The 16861-nt window shown below is 72.2% G+C and carries 13 protein-coding genes; 7 read left to right on the top strand and 6 right to left on the bottom strand.

Translation table 11 applies throughout. The annotated features are described in order from the left end of the window. Positions 1 to 44: 44 nt before the first annotated feature. Complete coding sequence (locus N4G70_RS31855; RefSeq protein WP_261716251.1) at positions 45 to 437, bottom strand: VOC family protein; 393 nt, start codon at positions 435 to 437, stop codon at positions 45 to 47. A gap of 57 nt (positions 438 to 494) precedes the next feature. Between N4G70_RS31855 and N4G70_RS31850 the strand changes: the two genes are divergently transcribed. From N4G70_RS31850 to N4G70_RS31840, 3 genes are all read left to right on the top strand, one after another. Continuing rightward, complete coding sequence (locus N4G70_RS31850) at positions 495 to 1127, top strand: nucleoside/nucleotide kinase family protein (RefSeq protein ID WP_261716250.1); 633 nt, start codon at positions 495 to 497, stop codon at positions 1125 to 1127. Between the two features lie 40 nt (positions 1128 to 1167). Next, positions 1168 to 2121 carry a DUF1444 domain-containing protein gene (locus tag N4G70_RS31845; RefSeq protein ID WP_261716249.1) on the top strand — a complete coding sequence of 318 codons (954 nt, stop codon included), beginning with the start codon at positions 1168 to 1170 and terminating at the stop codon, positions 2119 to 2121. A gap of 134 nt (positions 2122 to 2255) precedes the next feature. Continuing rightward, positions 2256 to 3386, top strand: coding sequence for an aminopeptidase P family protein (locus N4G70_RS31840; RefSeq protein WP_261716248.1), 1131 nt, complete (start codon positions 2256 to 2258; stop codon positions 3384 to 3386). Between the two features lie 53 nt (positions 3387 to 3439). On the opposite strand, the gene treZ is transcribed toward N4G70_RS31840, so the two are convergent. Then, positions 3440 to 5179 (bottom strand): malto-oligosyltrehalose trehalohydrolase, encoded by a 1740-nt coding sequence (gene treZ, locus N4G70_RS31835; protein ID WP_261716247.1) that lies wholly within the window; start codon positions 5177 to 5179, stop codon positions 3440 to 3442. A gap of 73 nt (positions 5180 to 5252) precedes the next feature. Continuing rightward, positions 5253 to 6206, bottom strand: coding sequence for a GNAT family N-acetyltransferase (locus tag N4G70_RS31830; RefSeq protein ID WP_261716246.1), 954 nt, complete (start codon positions 6204 to 6206; stop codon positions 5253 to 5255). 190 nt (positions 6207 to 6396) lie between these two features. Here N4G70_RS31830 and N4G70_RS31825 point away from each other — a divergent pair, with 190 nt between their 5' ends. Next, on the top strand, positions 6397 to 6951 hold the full coding sequence (locus N4G70_RS31825) for a DUF1707 and FHA domain-containing protein (protein WP_261716245.1): 555 nt from the start codon (positions 6397 to 6399) through the stop codon (positions 6949 to 6951). A gap of 23 nt (positions 6952 to 6974) precedes the next feature. On the opposite strand, the gene lpdA is transcribed toward N4G70_RS31825, so the two are convergent. After that, on the bottom strand, positions 6975 to 8447 hold the full coding sequence (lpdA, locus tag N4G70_RS31820; protein ID WP_261716244.1) for a dihydrolipoyl dehydrogenase: 1473 nt from the start codon (positions 8445 to 8447) through the stop codon (positions 6975 to 6977). Positions 8448 to 8581: 134 nt separating this feature from the next. Here lpdA and N4G70_RS31815 point away from each other — a divergent pair, with 134 nt between their 5' ends. Both N4G70_RS31815 and N4G70_RS31810 read left to right on the top strand, forming a co-directional pair. Beyond that, positions 8582 to 9529: a LysR family transcriptional regulator gene (locus tag N4G70_RS31815; RefSeq protein ID WP_261716243.1), complete on the top strand. Its 948-nt coding sequence runs from the start codon at positions 8582 to 8584 to the stop codon at positions 9527 to 9529. A gap of 87 nt (positions 9530 to 9616) precedes the next feature. Next, positions 9617 to 10768, top strand: a complete 1152-nt coding sequence (locus N4G70_RS31810; RefSeq protein WP_261716242.1) for a cytochrome P450 — start codon at positions 9617 to 9619, stop codon at positions 10766 to 10768. Positions 10769 to 10783: 15 nt separating this feature from the next. Here N4G70_RS31810 and treY read toward each other — a convergent pair whose 3' ends face one another. Further along, entirely contained in the window at positions 10784 to 13138 is a 2355-nt protein-coding gene (treY, locus tag N4G70_RS31805) for a malto-oligosyltrehalose synthase (protein WP_261716241.1), read from the bottom strand. Positions 13139 to 13219: 81 nt separating this feature from the next. On the opposite strand from treY, the gene N4G70_RS31800 reads away from it, so the two are divergent. After that, positions 13220 to 14485: an MFS transporter gene (locus N4G70_RS31800; RefSeq protein WP_261716240.1), complete on the top strand. Its 1266-nt coding sequence runs from the start codon at positions 13220 to 13222 to the stop codon at positions 14483 to 14485. 98 nt (positions 14486 to 14583) lie between these two features. Here N4G70_RS31800 and glgX read toward each other — a convergent pair whose 3' ends face one another. After that, on the bottom strand, positions 14584 to 16704 hold the full coding sequence (gene glgX / locus N4G70_RS31795; RefSeq protein ID WP_261716239.1) for a glycogen debranching protein GlgX: 2121 nt from the start codon (positions 16702 to 16704) through the stop codon (positions 14584 to 14586). Between the last annotated feature and the right edge of the window lie 157 nt (positions 16705 to 16861).

Genomic DNA, 16861 nt, shown 5'->3' with positions numbered 1-16861 from the left:
CATACGGGTGGTCGGCGAGCGGAGCCCGGCCCACCACGCTCGTCTCACGCCGGCTGCAACAGATCCCAGCGATTTCCGTACAGGTCCTCGAAAACGGCCACGGAACCGTAGGGCTCATGCCGTGGCTCCTCCAGGAAGCGGACTCCGGCCGCCAGCATGCGGGCGTGGTCGCCCGCGAAGTCCTCGGTGTGGAGGAAGAAGCCGACCCGGCCGCCCGTCTGCGCGCCCACGCTCGCGAGTTGGGCCTCGTCCTTGGCGCGCGCCAGGAGCAGCCCGGCCGCGTCGTTCGATGCGCCCGCCGGCCGGACCACCACCCAGCGTGAGCCGTCCCCGCGGTCGGTGTCCTCGGCCAGCTCGAAACCCAGGGCCCCGGTGTAGAAATCGATGGCCTCGTCGTAGTCGCGTACGACGAGCGTGATGAGTGCGATGTGCGGCATGCCCTCAAGGTTATACGTAGTACGTAATTCCGCCGCGAGCGGTGGAACAATGCGGTCATGGATCTCGACCTTGACCGGCTCGTCGGGCGTGCCCGGGGCCTCATCGTGCCCGGCCGGCGTCGCATTCTCGGTATCGCGGGCCCGCCCGGCGCCGGAAAGTCCACGCTGGCAGGGGAGTTGGTGGCACGGCTCGGCGCGGAGGCCGTTCTCGTCCCCATGGACGGATTCCACCTCGCCAATGGCGAGCTGAGCCGGCTGGGGCGCGCCGAACGCAAAGGTGCGCCCGACACCTTCGATGCCGCAGGTTATGCCGCACTGCTCGCCCGGCTGCGCTCGCCGCGGCCCGGCACGGTCGTCTACGCGCCGGATTTCGACCGCTCCCTGGAGGAGGCGCTGGCCGGAAGCATCCCTGTGGCTCCGGAGATCCCGCTCGTGGTCACCGAGGGCAATTACCTGCTGCATGACGAAGGGGCGTGGGCACAGGTCAGGGACCTCGTCGACGAGATCTGGTATCTCCACCTCGACGGCGAGGAGCGGGTGCGCCGGCTCGTGGATCGCCATGTGCGGCACGGCAGGACACGGCCGGACGCCAAGCGGTGGGTCGAGGAGTCCGACGAGGCCAACGCGTCTTTGGTGGCCGCCGGACGCGCGCGGGCGGATCTTGTCATCACCGAGGTGCTCACTGGGTAGGCTCGCAGCTCTGGCGACCGTGCAAGGGAAGGCAGCTGACGTGGGGATATTCCGACGAGGGCCCAAGCGGGACGCGAGCGACGTCCCGAGGGACCCCGAGTTCGGCTTCTTCTCGAACGACGAGGGTGCCCGCTTTCGAGCTGTGGTCAGGGAGGCGTTCGCCGAGCTGGGTCTTGAGGTCACCGTCTACGCGGACTCGGTGAGGGACAGCGCCGGGCGCCGCTTCGGCCTGGGTAACCTCGCGGCCGTGTGCCACAACGAACCCCGTGGCCCGCGTGTGTGGCCGGAACTGATCCGTAAGCACGTCGCGATGGTGTTGCGCACCATGGACGCGCCGTCCGCCCTCGACACCATGCCGCCGGAGCAGATCCGGGCCCAGCTCTATCCGCGTGTGATCAGCGGCGACGGTCTTGACCCGCAGAGCTTCGGCTATGCGCGCAGTGTGGCGCCGGGACTGTACGAGATCCTCGCGCTCGACCTGCCCGAGAGCGTCATGATGCTGACCGACGAGGCTCTCGAACCCCTCGGCACACTTCCCGACCTGCGCGAGCAGGCCTTGCGCAATCTGCGGGAACTGCCCGTGGAGGCGCATGAGACGGTCAGGGGCGACGACGGGACGCGCTTCGAGATCGTGGTGGGCGACTCCTTCTACACCGCGAGCCGGGTGCTCGCCCTGGAGACCGTCGTCCGTGAGGTCACCGGCAGCGGGCTCCCGCCGGAGGGCGCGCTCGTGGCGATGCCCTTCCGCCACCAGCTCGCCTTCCACGTCATCCGCGATTCCGGCATGGTCCTCGCGCTCAACGCGATGGCCTCGTTCGCCGCCGCGGGCTACGAGGACACGCCCGGGTCGATCAGCCCGTACGTCTACTGGTGGCGCGGCGGGGTGTTGACGCAACTCAGCGACCGGGACGGGGACGGGCTGCGCATCGTGGTGGGTGAGGACTTCGGCGAGCTGCTGGAGAAGCTCGTCGGGGACGAGACGGAGGGGCTCTGACGGGATGGCTCCGGTGCGGTGACGCGGGGGCGGGGTGACGCGCCGACGAGATGTGGGCGGTGGGGGAGGAGCGTGCGCGGAATCAGGCGGCCCGCCCACTCGCCCGGGAGCGGGCGTGCGGGCAGGATGAGGCCATGTCCACTACCTCCGCTCCCGCGCCCTTCACCGCCGACGACTACCGGGCCCGGATGGCCCGTGCCGCCGAGTCCGCCGCCGATGCCGGACTCGCCGGCCTGCTCGTCGCGCCCGGCCCCGACCTCGTGTATCTCACTGGTTACCGGCCGACCGCGATCACCGAGCGGCTCACCGTCCTGGTGCTCGCGGCCGGACAGGAGCCGGTCCTGGTGGTGCCGACCCTGGAGGCGCCCGACGCCGAGCACGCCGACGGCGCCGCCGCGCTGACCCTGCGCGACTGGACCGATGGCAAGGATCCCTACGCGGTGACGGCCCCGCTCCTCGACGTCGACGGCCGCTTCGGCGTGAGCGACAACGCCTGGGCGATGCATTTGCTCGGTTTCCAGAAGGAGTTGCCCGGCACCTCCTATGTCTCGCTGACCGAGGCGCTGCCCATGCTGCGCGCCGTCAAGGACGAGCACGAGCTGGCTCGCCTCGACGCGGCGGGGGCGGCGGCGGACGAGGCGTACGGCGAGATCGTGAAGGTGGCGTTCGCGGGCCGCAAGGAGACCGAGGTCGCCGCCGATCTTGCCGCTCTGCTGCTCAAGTTCGGCCATTCCCAGGTGGACTTCACCGTGGTCGGCTCCGGGCCCAACGGCGCCAACCCGCACCACGAGGCGGGCGACCGCACGATCGAGCGCGGCGACATGGTCGTGCTCGACTTCGGCGGGCTCAAGCACGGCTACGGTTCCGACACCACCCGTACCGTCCACGTCGGCGAGCCCACAGCGGAGGAGCGGCGGGTCCACGACGTGGTGCGCGAGGCCCAGCAGGCGGGCTTCGACGCGGTACGGCCGGGCGTCGCCTGCCAGGACATCGACCGTGCGGCGCGCGCCGTGATCGCGGACGCGGGATACGGCGAGTACTTCATCCATCGCACCGGACACGGCATCGGTGTGACCACCCACGAGCCGCCGTACATGATCGAGGGCGAGGAGCGCCCTCTGGTGCCCGGGATGTGTTTCTCGATCGAGCCGGGCATCTATCTGCCCGGCCGGTTCGGCGTCCGCATCGAGGACATCGTCACCGTGACGAGTGACGGCGGCCGGCGTTTGAACAACACCGACCGCGCCATGGCGATCGTCGAGTAACGAGTAACCAGCAGCAGGAGCGCGGGTGTTGAGGCGCCCGGGGCGGCCCGGGTTCAGGGGCCGAGGACGGCGCCCGACTCCGGTGGCATCAGGACGAGCCCGTCCGCCCCCGGCGCTTCGAGGGGCTCCCAGGCCGCGAGGACGCGGCCACCTCCCCCGATCTTGATCCTGACCGCCTCCTTGGAGAGGTTGACCACGATCCGCAGATCACCGCGCCGGTAGGTCAGCCAGCGGGCCTCCTCGTCGTACGCCACCTTGACGGCCGCGAGGTCGGGGTCCGTCAGGTCCGGCCGGTCGCGGCGCAGCGCGATGAGCTCCCGGTACCAGGCGAGGAGGCGCGCGTGCGGGTCGGCCGTCGGCTCCGTCCAGTCCAGGCACGAACGCTCCCGGGTGGCCGGGTCCTGGGGGTCGGGAATGTCCTCGGCCGACCAGCCGTGGGAGGTGAACTCCCGCCGCCTGCCCTCCCGTACGGCCCGCGCGAGCTCGGGATCGGTGTGGTCGGTGAAGAACTGCCAGGGGGTGGAGGCACCCCACTCCTCGCCCATGAACAGCATCGGCGGGAACGGGCTCGTCAGGGTCAGCGTCGCCGCGCAGGCCAGCAGGCCCGGCGAGAGCGTGGCCGAGAGGCGGTCGCCCTGGGCCCGGTTGCCGATCTGGTCGTGGGTCTGCGCATAGCCGAGGAAGCGGTGCGCGGGGGTGCGGACGCGGTCGACGGGGCGCCCGTGGGTGCGGCCCCGGAAGCTCGAATACGTACCGTCGTGGAAGAACACCCGGGTCAGGGTCTTGGCGAGCGCGGAGAGCGGGGCCCGCGCGAAGTCGGCGTAGTAGCCCTGGGATTCACCGGTCAGGGCGGTGTGCAGGGCGTGGTGGAAGTCGTCGTTCCACTGGGCGTGCAGCCCCAGGCCGCCCTGCGCGCGCGGCGTCGTGGTGCGGGGATCGCAGGTGTCGGACTCGGCGACGAGGAAGAGCGGCCGGTCCACCTCGACGGCGAGGGCGTCGACGGCCGTGGACAGCTCCTCCAGGAAGGAGTGGGCGCGGGTGTCGGCCAGCGCGTGCACCGCGTCCAGACGCAGCCCGTCGAGGCGGTAGTCGCGCAGCCAGGCCAGCGCGCTCTCCAGGAGGAAGGCCCGGACCTCGTCGGAACCGGCGGCGTCCAGATTGACGGCCGAGCCCCAGGGCGTGTGATGGGTGTCCGTGAAGTACGGGCCGAAGGCCGGCAGGTGATTGCCGGACGGGCCGAGGTGGTTGTGCACGACGTCCAGGACGACGCCGAGACCATGGGCGTGCGCGGCGTCGACGAACCTCTTCAGGGCGTCGGGCCCGCCATAGGGCTCGTGCACCGCCCAGAGCGAGACGCCTTCGTATCCCCAGCCGTGCCGCCCCGGGAACGGGCACACCGGCATCAGCTCGATGTGACTGATCCCCAACTCGACGAGATGGGGCAGCTGTTGGACGGCCGCGTCCAGGGTGCCCTCGGGGGTGAAGGTGCCGATGTGGAGCTCGTACAGGACGGCCCGTTGCAGGGGGCGGCCCTCCCACGGATGCTGCCAGGCGAACGTCTCCTGGACGACGACGGCGCTGAGGCCGTCCGGCCCGTCGGGCTGGCGGCGCGAGCGCGGGTCGGGCAGCACAGGACCGTCGTCCAGTACGTATCCGTAGCGGTCGCCGGAGTGCCCCTCGGCCTCCGTCAGCCACCAGCCCGCGCGCACGGGATGGCGGCGCATGGGATGGGTCGCGCCCTCCAGGAGAAGGGCGGCCCGGTCGGCGTGCGGCGCCCACACTTCGAACAGCACTGGTGTGTCCCCCTGTCGTTACCGGTTGCGACCATGGTGCGACAGACGAGGAGGACACGCCCGGAATTCGGGACTACTTCCAGATCATGTTGATCGCGCGCTGGAAGACGACGTATCCCGCACGGGCGAACGCCTTCGCCATGGGCACGTTGGGCACGTCCGTGGCGGCCCGGATCCGCGGCACGTCCTGTTCGGCCAGGATCCGCGTGCCCTCGGCGAGGATGTCGTCGATGTAGCCGTGGCCCCGGTGGGCGGGCAGCACCCCGATGTAGGAGATGATCGGGTTGTAGTCGTTGCGGGCCGGGATCACGAAGCCGACCGGCTCGCCGCCGTCCTTCAGTTCGGCGATCCGCCACCACGCGCGCGGCGTCGTGTACCGCTCGAACTCTTCCCGGTACATGAGCTCCGCCGACGCGCGCGGCGACATGGTGCGCAACTCGTCGCGGGTGTGCTCGTCGAGCGAGCCCTCCGCGACGAGCGCCATCAGGGAGATGAGCTCCTCGCGGTCCTCGGCGGGCCGGAACGTGAGCCGCGTGGAGGCCTCGGGGAGCGGAGTCCCGGGCCGCCACTCCAGACGCAGCCGCTCCACGAGCGGGGTCGCGCCGGAGGCGGCCATGATGTTCAGCCTGGTCTCGACGACCTCGCGGGCCACGGGATCCTCGCGCCAGTCGCCGGGCAGGAACCGGCCGTACTCGGGGCGTTGAGCGCCCGCGGGCACCACGGCGGCGGTCGCGGTCTCCAGGAGGCGCAGCCCGATCTCGTGGCGCTCGACGGCGGGCAGCGCGTCGTCGACGTCGAAGAAGTCGAGGCTCTGCGGCGCCTCACCCTTCTTTCCGGCCCACCACGCGGCGCGCGCCACGACGCGGTCCTCGCGCAGCGCCACCCACATCCACTCCGGGAGGCGGCGGCCACTGGCCAGATCGTCGGCCAACTCGTGGTCGAGGACGTAGGAAAGCTGTTGGAAGAGCCCGAGTTCTTCGGGCCCGGCGAGCGGACGAAAGGTGGTGTCCGACGCGGAAGTCGTCAAGTAAGTCCCAATCAAAGGCGTAGCAAGTCAGCGCACCCTAACAGCGCACCAGGGCTGCCGCGCAAGGCAATTATGACGGCCGGGGCCGCTGCGTCGCAGGTCAGCGATGGGGCGGTGGTGAATGAGGACCTCCGGGGGAGCGTGACCTCGTGCTGGACACCTCCGGCCCCGGGGAAGGACAATCGCTGGTGTGACGCCCTCCTTCGAATCCCGGACCTCCTCCGCACCCGTACGGCTCTCCGACGCGGAGCGCGACCGGGTCCTGGACGTGCTGCGGGAGGGGGCCGCCGAGGGAAAGCTGTCGCACGACACCTTCCTGCGGCGGATGGAACTGGTCCTCGCGGCCCGCCGGCCGGACGAACTGGTCGCGCTCACCGCCGACTTGGAGACCGGCAACCGCTGGTCCAAGGCCGTGTTCGGCGCGGTCAGCAGGGTCTCGGAGTTCTCCGTGTCGCTGCGCAGGGCCTGGCAGACGGAGCGCCTGCCCAAGCTCCTCTTCCCCGCCCCGGGCCCGTACCCGCTGCGGATCGGGCGCGATCCGCACAACGGGCTGCGCCTGAGCCACGAGACGGTGTCGCGGGTGCACGCCGAACTCGTCTTCCAGTCCGGTACCTGGCAGTTGCGCGACCTGGGCTCCACCAACGGCACCTGTGTGAACGGGCGCCGGGTGACCGGGGTCGTCGCCGTGGCCGACGGCGACCAGGTCAGCTTCGGCCGCATGGCCTTCCGGCTCGCCACGCGTTGATCCCCGGCCCGGTGCGCGCTGTCTCACTGCTGGTGCAGGCCCCGTCCCGCCAGGGTGAGGAAGGTTTCGCCGACGGCCTCCGAGAGGGTGGGGTGGGCGTGGATGTGGCGGGCCACGTCGGAGGGTTCGGCGTCCCAGCCCACGATGAGCTGGCTCTCCGCGATCATCTCGGACACGTTCGGCCCGACGAGATGGACCCCGAGCACCTGGCCGTCCCGCGCCGCGACGACCTTCACCACACCGCCCTGCCCGTGCACCATGCCCTTGGCGACGGCGGTCAGCGGCATCGTGTTGACCACGACGTCGTCTCCGCGATTGCGGGCCTCGGCCTCGGTCAGGCCCACCGAGGCGGTCTGCGGTGAGGAGTACGTGACCCGGGGCACCGCCGTGTAGTCGACGGGCGGGGATGCCACCCCGGCCAGCGTCTCGGCGACCAACAGCCCCTCGGCGAACGAGGCGTGGGCAAGCCCGAGTGAGGGCGGTGGCAGCAGGTCGCCGACCACATGGACGCCGGGCACCGCCGTCTCCAGGCGGGACCAGTCGGCCGGGGCGACGAAACCCCGCTCGTCGACGGCGAGTCCGGCCGCCGCGAGGCCGAGCCCCTCGGTGACCGGCGCGCGGCCCACCGCGACCAGGAGGCGGTCCGCCTCGACGGTGCGAATCTCGCCGCGAGCGGTGCGCACGGAGGCCCGTATCCCGTCCGGCAGGACGCTCGCGTCCAGGAAGCGCGCACCCGTCTGCACATCGATGCCGCGCTTCTTGAGGCCCCGGGTCAAGTGGCGGCTCACATCGGCGTCTTCGAGCGGCACCAGACGGTCGGCGGCCTCGACCAGGGTGACCTCGGCACCCATCGACCGGTGGAACGAGGCGTACTCGACACCGATCGCACCGCCGCCGAGCACCAGCACGGATCCCGGCAGACCGGGGGTGAACAGGGCGTCGTCGCTGGTGACCACCTGTCGGCCGTCCGCCTGGAGGCCCGGCAGCATCCTGGGGCGCGAACCGGTGGCCAGCACAATGCCGCGCCGTGCGGTGAAGTTCCCATGGCCCTCGACGAACACGCCGCGTGGGCCCGTCAGTTGGGCACTGCCGCGCAGCACTCGCACGCCCGCGTGCGAGAGGTGTCCCTCGACGCCCTTGTGGTTGCGCGAGACGATGTCGTCGCGGGTCGCCACCAGCGCCTGCCAGTCGATCGAGTCCACGCTCGCCTTCACTCCCCACCGCTCACGCGCCTCGGCGATCCCGTCCACGAGTTCGGCGGCGTGCAGCATCGCCTTGCTGGGGATGCAGCCGCGGTGCAGGCAGGTGCCGCCGACCTTGTCGCGCTCGGCGAGCACGACCGTCAGGCCGAGTCCGGCCGCGCGCAGAGCGGTCGAGTAGCCGCCGGTGCCACCGCCGATCACGATCACGTCGACCAGCCGGTCGTCGTCCGTGGCGCGGGCGGAGGCAGGGCCCTGGGTGGGTGCGGTCGGGTTCTCGATCAGGTTCTCGGTCATGGGGCAAGCCTCCGCCCCCACGCTGCCATGAGTCCAAGGCAATGTTCTTGTGAGGTCGATGCACGATGCTTATGGACCATGCTGGTGGTGTGCCGATCACGGCACGTGGGGGCAACGGGAGCGGGGGGCACGGCGTGAGCCTGCGACAGATGGAGTACTTCGTCACGGTCGTCGAGGAGACGTCGTTCACCCGGGCCGCCGAGCTGCTGCACGTCACCCAGCCGGCGCTCTCCCACCAGATCAAGGCGCTGGAGCGGGGCGTCGGAGGCGAGTTGCTCGAACGGCTGCCGCGCGGAGTGCGCCTCACCCCCATGGGCCGCGCCTTTCTGCCGCACGCCCGGCTCGCGGTGCGCAGCGCCCTCCAGGCCCGTCGCGCCGCGCGCGCGGCGGCCGGCTCGGAGGGAGGTGAACTGCATGTCGCCTCCCTGCACTCGGTGGCCGTCGGCGTGCTGCCCGAAACGTTCGCCCGCTGGCGGCGCACCCACCCCGGTGTGCGACTGCTCCTCCACGAGTACGCCTCCGCCGAGGCGCTGGAGGAGTCGCTCGAACGCGGCGCCGCCGACCTGGCCGTCGGCCCGGCGCCGCAGCGCTGGGAGGGGCCCGTGGTGCCGGTCGGCGAGGAGGAGATCGCCCTCGTCGTCGCCTTCGACGATCCCCTGGCGGGCCGCTCCTCGGTACGTCTCGAAGAACTCGCGGACCACGCCTGGGTGCGGTGCGCGATGGAGCCCGTCGTCGAGGGGCTCCCCTTCCTCGACCTGGTCTGCGGGCGGGCCGGCTTCACCCCGCGCACCGTCGTGCGCACCGAGCACACCTCGACGGCCGTGCGGATGGCCGCCGCCGGGGTGGGCGTGGTCGCCGTGCCCGCCCATGTCGTACGCGGCGGGGTCGGCGAGGACTGTGTGCTGCTCTCGGTCGAACCGGCCTGGAAGCGTGCGCTGACGGTGTTCTCGCGGGTCGAGCTGGTCGGCGCCGCGGCCGCCTTCACCGAGCTGCTGCGCGCCTCGGCGCCGTACGGCACGGGCGGGCTCTCACCCGTACGGCCGAACGCGGATCGCGGCTGCCCGGCCGAGGTGGTCGGCTGAGAGCAGTCAGTCACCGGGCCCGGCGTCGTCCGACAGGACCGCGGCGGCACGAGCGCGCCCACCGGGCGCCGACGGGGGAGGCGCGCCATGACGACGGTCGAACCACCCGCGCCCGTGGTCGCCGAACCACCCGGGCCCGCGGTCACCGAACCGCCCGTGGCCGCCGAGCCGCCCATACCCGTGGTCGTGCCGCCCGGGACCCTTGCCGCCCCGGCCGGAACGCGCTCGGTGCCCGGCGCCCCGGCCCCCTCGACCGGAGCGTTCTCGCTGCTCGGCCCCGCCGCCCGCCGCGACCCGTACGCCTTCTACCGGGTCCTGCGCGAGGAGCATCCCCTGCTGTGGGACGGCAGGCTCGGGGCGTGGCTCGTCGGGCGGTACGCGGACGTCGCGCCCGCGCTCGGCGGGGACGGGCTCGCCGGGGCGCGCGGGGGGTCCTGCTGCGGGCCGGGGACGGTGCGCTGTGCCCAGGAGTACGCGGCGCCCGAGAGCGCGTTCGCCCTGCTGCGCGAGGTGTGTGCCCGCACCGCCTATGTGCTGGCCCGTCGCCTCGCCGACCGCCAGGAGGCCGACCTGGTCGAGGAGTTCTGCCGCTGGCTGCCGACCGGCACGATCGCCGCAGCGGCCGGCCTGCCCTACGCGGCCGTGCTGGGCCGCTCCGACGGACCGCCCTCCCGCAGCCGCGCGGAGGCGCCCGCCGCCACCGACGTGGGGCGCGGCCGGGGCGGCACGGGTGTCGCGCTGCTCGCGGCGCGGTGCGCGGGCCAGGCGGTCCTCACCGGTCGGGCGCTCGCCTCCCTGATGGCCAACCTCCTTGACAACCCTGAGCAGTTGGAGCTGGTACGGGCGGTACCCGCGCTGATCGGGCAGGCGTGGGAGGAGTCGCTGCGGCGCAACCCGCCCGTCCATGTGGTGCTGCGCCGGGCCCGCCACGACCTGGCGGTGTCCGGCGGCACCATCCCGGCCGGCGCCGCCGTCGCCCTGCTCGTCGGGGCCGCCAACCGCGACCCCGACCGCTTCGCCGCCCCCGACCTCTTCGATCTGCACCGCACCGCCCCGGGCGCGCTGACCCTGGGGCCCGCCCACTGCCCGGGCGCCCGGGTCGCCGAGCTCCAGGCGGAGTGCGCGGTGGGCGCCCTGCTCGACGCCATGCCGGGACTGCGCAGGGCCGACGCCTTCGAGGCGACCGAGAGCGGGCTGCTCACCCGCGCGCCCCGCCGCCTCCTCGTTCGGCCCTGCTGAGCGCGTACCCGTAGGTCACCCGCGCGCCCCGCCGCCTCCTTGTCCGGCCCTCCTGAGCAGGGCCACCGGATGTGTGGCGAACAGCTCGTCGAGATCGACGGACCCGCTGAACTGCCGCCCGCCGCCGATGACATCGGTCCACCGCCCGTCCGGCAGGACCAGCGCCGTACCGGCCCAGCCGCCCTTCTCCGCGAGGCGCAGCGAGAGCCGGGTCACCGCCGTCACCACCTCGCCCGAGCGGCAGAACGCCACGCAGTGACCGGCGCGGGGGCCCTGTGCGGACAGCGCCTCGTAGGTCGCGGATGCACCGAACGCCTCCGGCAGTTCGCGACGGGTCCGCAAGGCCGCCAGGGTCACCCCGAGCTTGTCGCCGGGCTCGGCGAGGGCCGCCGGGTCGAAGCGGACCGGACGCCGGTTGTCCGGGTCCACCAGCGCCGCGTACTCGGCCTCCGTACCCTGGTAGACGTCGGGCACGCCCGGCATCGTCAGGTGGAGCAGCGCGGCGCCGAGGCTGTTGGCCCGCGCGGCGAACGCGGTGGCGTCGGCGAACTCCCGTACTGCTGAAGTGAGTTGACCGTCACCCGGTCCCTGCTCGACGAAGTCGCTCACGGCCTTCTCGTAGTCGAGGTCCTGCTCGGTCCAGGTGGTGCGCAGGCCCGCCTCGCGCACCGCCTTGAGCAGCGCCCCCTCCAGCCGCTCCGCCTCCGGCAGGCCGCCGAGGCCGACCGAGGTCTGCCAGCCGTTCCAGGCGAGGTGCGGATCGGGTGTCTGCGCCCCCGCGATCCGGTCGAGCAGCGCCGCCCACCGCTCGGGGCACTCGGAGAGCACCGCGATGCGGGCCCGGACCTCGGCGCTGCGCTTGGTGTCGTGCGTCGACAGGACCGTGCCCGTGCCCGGCCAGTCCCGGGCCAGCTGGGCGCAGAACGCGTGGAACTCGTCCGGTGCCACCGCGGGGCGCCCCGGGTCCCCGCCGACCTCGTTCACCGAGAGCAGGGGTGTGTAGCGGTAGAAGGCGGTGTCCTCGACGGACTTGGCGTGCAGGGCCGACGACGTCTGAGCGAAGCGGGCACGGAACCGGAGATGGTCCGGTCCTTCGCCGAGCCGGCCGAGCGCCAGGTCCCGCACCACGTCGACCGCCCCCGCCTCCTGCGGGACCGTGAAGGCGGCCTTCGCCTCCTGCGCGGCCGACTCCGAGAGCACCAGCTCCGCGCCCGCCAGATAGGGCCGGTAGACCGGAACGCGGACCAGGAGCTCTCGCAGGGCGAGCCGCAGGGCCCACGGGGCGTGATCGCGCAGTTCGGGGCCGCCGGTGGCGCAGATCCGCCGGGCCAGGCGCACCAAGTGTTCGGTCTCGGCCACCAGCTCATGGCTCAGCACCCGGTGGGCGGCCCGGCGCACCGTCGGCTCCCAGCGGCCGCCCCGGTCCTCCTCGGCGGAGGTGAACCGGCGGTATTCCGCGCCGAGTCGGGGGACCCCCTCCGGATCGACGAAGAGGCCGTCGATGTGCCGCAGCGCGTCGTACCCGGTCGTCCCGGCGACCGCCCATCCCGTCGGCAGCCGCTCGTCGCCGGTGAGGATCTTCTCCACGACCGTCCAGCGGCCGCCCGTCGCCTCGTTCAGGCGGCTCAGATACGCCTCCGGTACCGCGAGGCCGTCCGGGTGGTCCACCCGCAGTCCGTCCACCACTCCGTCGTGGACGAGTTCAAGGATCTTGGTGTGGGTGGCGGCGAAGACGCTCTCGTCCTCCACGCGGACGCCGATGAGCTCGGAGATGGTGAAGAAGCGCCGGTAGTTGAGCTCGGTCCTGGCAAGCCGCCACCAGCCGAGCCGGTAGAACTGCGCGTCGAGCAGCTCGGTCATGGGCAGGCCCGCGGTGCCCTCGCGCAGCGGGAAGCGCTCCTCTCCGTAGCGCAGTTCACCGCCCTGGACCGTCAGGCGGTCCAACTCCTCGCCCAGCGGCCCCCCGAGGACCGGCAGCAGGACCCGGCCGTCGCCCGCCTCCCAGTCGATGTCGAACCAGGAGGCGTACGGGGAGGAGGGACCGGCCCGCAGGACCTCCCACAGCGGGCGGTTGTGGCGCACGGCCGCCGACATGTGGTTCGGCACGATGTCGAGGATCAGGCCGAGCCCGTACTCCCTGGCCCGTGCGGCCAGGGCGCGCAGTCGGGCCTCGCCGCCCAGCTCCTCGCGCACTCTGCTGTGGTCGGTGACGTCGTATCCGTGGGTCGAGCCGGGCACGGCCTCGAGGACCGGCGACAGATGCACATGGGAGACTCCGAGGCCGGCGAGGTAGGGCAGCGCTTCCTCGGCGGCGGCGAAGGGGAATCGGGGCTGGAGCTGGAGCCGGTAGGTCGCGATGGGCGGCGTCATATGAACGTACGTACCCCGTCGGACGGCTTCTGTTCCTTCGGCCCATGCGTATGCCCCGGTCGGCCGCGTTAGCTTCGCCGGATGGCTGGATCCCTGGGGACCTATCGCAAGGTGCTGGCGCTGACGGGCCCGGCGCTCCCGCTCATCTCGTTCCTCGGACGCCTGCCGACCGCCATGTGCCAGCTCGGCAGTGTGCTGCTCGTCGCCCAGACCAGTGGCAGCCTGGCGACGGCCGGGCTCGCCGGGGGAGCGCTCGCCGCCGGGCAGACGCTTTCGGGACCCCTCCTGGGGCGCGCCGCCGACCGGTACGGCCAGCGCACCGTGGTGCTCACGGCGGCGATCGCCAACGCCGTCGCCGTGACCGCTCTGGTCCTGGCCGCGCTCGCACACTGGTCGACCGGATGGCTCGCTCTGCTCGGCGCCCTCGCCGGGGCGAGCGTCCCCCAGGTCGGCCCGCTCGCCCGGAGCAGGACCGTCGCCCTGGCGCACCGGGCCGGCGCCGACGAGCGGACCGTCGCCGGCGCGCTCTCCTTCGAAGGGACCCTGGACGAGATCTCGTTCGTCCTCGGCCCGGCGTTCGTGGGCCTCGCGGCGGCCCTCGCCCACCCGGCCGTCGCCCTCCTGACGGCGGCGGCCCTGCTCGCCGTCTGCGGCACGGTCTTCGCCCTCCATCCGACGGCGCGTCAGGTCTCCGCGCGGCGGCGCGCGGTGGCGGCCCGCACCAAGCTGCCCGGCGCGGTGTACGCGCTGCGCGCCACGATGGTGCTCCAGGGCGCCATGTTCGGCGCCTCGCAGGCCGGCATCACCGCCCTGACCGAACAGCTCGGCCGGCCCTCGCAGACCGGGCTCGTGTACGCCGCCATGGGCGTGATGAGCGCGGCCGCGGGACTCGCGATGGTGGCCGTGCCCGAGCGGATGGCGCTGCCCGTCCGCTGGCGGATCGCCACCGCGGCGCTGGTCGTGCTGTCCGTGCCGCTGCTGTTCGTGGACACGCTGATCGGCCTGTACGCCACGGTCGTGGTGCTCGGTGTGGCGTACGCGCCCCATCTGATCACCGTGTTCGGGCTGACGGAACGGCTGGTTCCGGCGGGTCGGCTCGCCGAGTCGATGGCGTTCCTGACGAGCGGCATCGTCGGCGGGCAGGCGCTCGCGCTCGCCCTGTCGGGGCGGCTCGCGCAGGACCGCGGGGCGGTGGCCGCGTTCGCCGTGATGGTGGTGGCCGGGGCGCTGTGCGCGGTCTTCTCCTGGGCCGTGCGCGGGCTCGGCGCACCCCGCGCGGACGCGGCCGACCGCACGGTCGTCGCACAGGGCGCCGCCGCGCCACCGGCGGCGCCCGTCGACGGCTGAGCGGACCCTGGTCGCGTTCACGCGTCCACTGTGCCGGAGCCCACTGGCAACCGAACTCCGGCGCGGCCCACGGCCGTTGAGGACCCCAGCGCCGCCGCCTAAGCGGGCCTGCGCAGCACGGTCAGACTGCGGCCGATCAGAGCGATCCGTCCTCCCGCCGCCACCTTCGGCCCCTCACCCGGCGGCACCCCCTCGGGACGCGCGGTGTCCACCACGACCTGCCACTGCTCGCCGTGGTTGACCGGCACCACGAAGTCGATCTCCTCCGCGCTGGCGTTGAACATCAGCAGGAACGAGTCGTCGCCGATGCGTTCGCCGCGCGGCCCCGGCTCGGAGATCGCGTTGCCGTTGAGGAAGACCGACAGCGCCTTCGCGCTCGCCGACTGCCAGTCCTCCTCGGCCATCTCCTCGCCCTCGGGGGTGAACCAGGCGATGTCGGAGAGCTCGTCGTGGGTGCCCTGCACCGGACGGCCGTGGAAGAAACGCCTGCGCCGGAAGACCGGATGGTCGCGCCGCAGCCACACCATGGCCCGGGTGAACGCGAGGAGCGTGCCGTCCACGTCGTCGCCGGGGTCCGGCCAGTGCACCCAGGACAGTTCGTTGTCCTGGCAGTAGGCGTTGTTGTTGCCGCTCTGGGTGCGGCCGAACTCGTCGCCGTGACTGATCATCGGCACGCCCTGCGACAGCATCAGGGTGGCGATGAAGTTGCGCATCTGCCGGGCACGCAGCTCGGCGATCCCGGCGTCGTCCGTGGGCCCCTCGGTCCCGCAGTTCCAGGACCGGTTGTGGCTCTCGCCGTCCCGATTGCCCTCGCCGTTGGCGTCGTTGTGCTTGTCGTTGTAGGAGACGAGGTCGTTGAGGGTGAAGCCGTCGTGGCAGGTGTGGAAGTTGATGGAGGCCAGCGGCCGCCTTCCGTCGTCCTGGTAGAGGTCGGAGGAGCCGGTGAGGCGTCCGGCGAACTCGGCGAGCGTGCGGGGCTCGCCGCGCCACAGGTCCCGCACCGTGTCGCGGTACTTGCCGTTCCACTCCGTCCACAGCGGAGGGAAGTTGCCCACCTGGTAGCCGCCCTCGCCCACGTCCCACGGCTCGGCGATCAGCTTGACCTGGCTGACCACCGGGTCCTGCTGGACCAGGTCGAAGAAGGACGAGAGCCGGTCGACCTCGTGGAACTGGCGGGCCAGCGTCGCCGCGAGGTCGAAGCGGAAGCCGTCCACATGCATCTCGGTCACCCAGTAGCGCAGCGAGTCCATGATCAGCTGGAGCACGTGCGGGGACCGCATCAGAAGGCTGTTGCCGGTGCCGGTGGTGTCCTCGTAGTAACGCGGGTCGTCGGCGAGCCTGTAGTACTGCGCGTTGTCCAGGCCGCGGAAGGACAGGGTGGGGCCGAGGTGGTTGCCCTCGGCCGTGTGGTTGTAGACGACGTCGAGAATGACCTCGATGCCCGCCTCGTGCAGCGCCCGCACCGCCTGCTTGAACTCAAGGACCTGCTGGCCGCGGTCGCCCCAGGAGGCGTAGGCGTTGTGCGGGGCGAAGAAGCCGATGGTGTTGTAGCCCCAGTAGTTCGACATCCCGGAGTCCGCGAGGCGGTGGTCGTTGACGAACTGGTGCACCGGCATCAACTCGAGCGCGGTGACGCCGAGTTGGGTGAGGTGCTCGATCACCGCCGGGTGCGCGAGCGCCGCGTAGGTGCCGCGCTGCTCGGGGGGAAGCTCCGGATGGAGCATGGTGAGGCCCTTGACATGGGCCTCGTAGAAAACGGTGTGGTGGTAGTCGGTGCGGGGCGGCCGGTCGTCGCCCCAGTCGAAGAAGGGGTTGACCACCACCGAGGCCATCGTGTGCGGCGCCGAGTCCAGGTCGTTGCGGCTGTCGGGCCGCCCGAAGTGGTAGCCGTACACCGACTCGTTCCACTCGATGGTGCCGCTCATGGCACGGGCGTACGGGTCGAGCAGCAGCTTCGCCGAGTTGCAGCGATGCCCGTTCTGCGGTTCGTACGGTCCGTGCACCCGAAAGCCGTACCGCTGACCCGGCAGCACGCCGGGCAGATAGGCATGGCGTACGAAGGCGTCGGACTCGCGTAGTTCGACGGCCGTCTCCGAGCCGTCGTCGTGCAGCAGACACAACTCGATTCGACGGGCGGCCTCGGAGAAGACCGCGAAATTGGTCCCGGCGCCGTCGTACGTGGCGCCGAGTGGGTAAGCCTGTCCCGGCCACACCTGCATGGGCAAGACTCTTCCACTTCCGCTCGGTTTACTGGGGGGCTGTTCGGCCAGATCCTCCCTGAAAAGTCGGCCGTCACCCGGGACGTCCGGGTGCGCCAATGGGTGACCCGGTTCCGGCCGACGCGGTGCAAGCGCTATGAATCCGCTCACCCCGTCA

The sequence above is a fragment of the Streptomyces sp. ASQP_92 genome, assembly GCF_025399895.1.
In the GTDB taxonomy this organism is placed as follows: domain Bacteria; phylum Actinomycetota; class Actinomycetes; order Streptomycetales; family Streptomycetaceae; genus Streptomyces.
The sequence above is the reverse complement of the archived record's forward strand: the minus strand, read 5'-3'. Positions and strand labels throughout refer to the sequence as shown.

Bases quoted from the DNA above. Each gene is read 5' to 3' on its own strand.
- N4G70_RS31855 (WP_261716251.1), bottom strand. From the start codon at position 437: ATGCCGCACATCGCACTCATCACGCTCGTCGTACGCGACTACGACGAG.
- N4G70_RS31850 (WP_261716250.1), top strand. From the start codon at position 495: ATGGATCTCGACCTTGACCGGCTCGTCGGGCGTGCCCGGGGCCTCATC.
- N4G70_RS31840 (WP_261716248.1), top strand. From the start codon at position 2,256: ATGTCCACTACCTCCGCTCCCGCGCCCTTCACCGCCGACGACTACCGG.
- lpdA (WP_261716244.1), bottom strand. From the start codon at position 8,447: ATGACCGAGAACCTGATCGAGAACCCGACCGCACCCACCCAGGGCCCT.
- N4G70_RS31810 (WP_261716242.1), top strand. From the start codon at position 9,617: ATGACGACGGTCGAACCACCCGCGCCCGTGGTCGCCGAACCACCCGGG.
- treY (WP_261716241.1), bottom strand. From the start codon at position 13,138: ATGACGCCGCCCATCGCGACCTACCGGCTCCAGCTCCAGCCCCGATTC.
- N4G70_RS31800 (WP_261716240.1), top strand. From the start codon at position 13,220: ATGGCTGGATCCCTGGGGACCTATCGCAAGGTGCTGGCGCTGACGGGC.
- glgX (WP_261716239.1), bottom strand. From the start codon at position 16,704: ATGCAGGTGTGGCCGGGACAGGCTTACCCACTCGGCGCCACGTACGAC.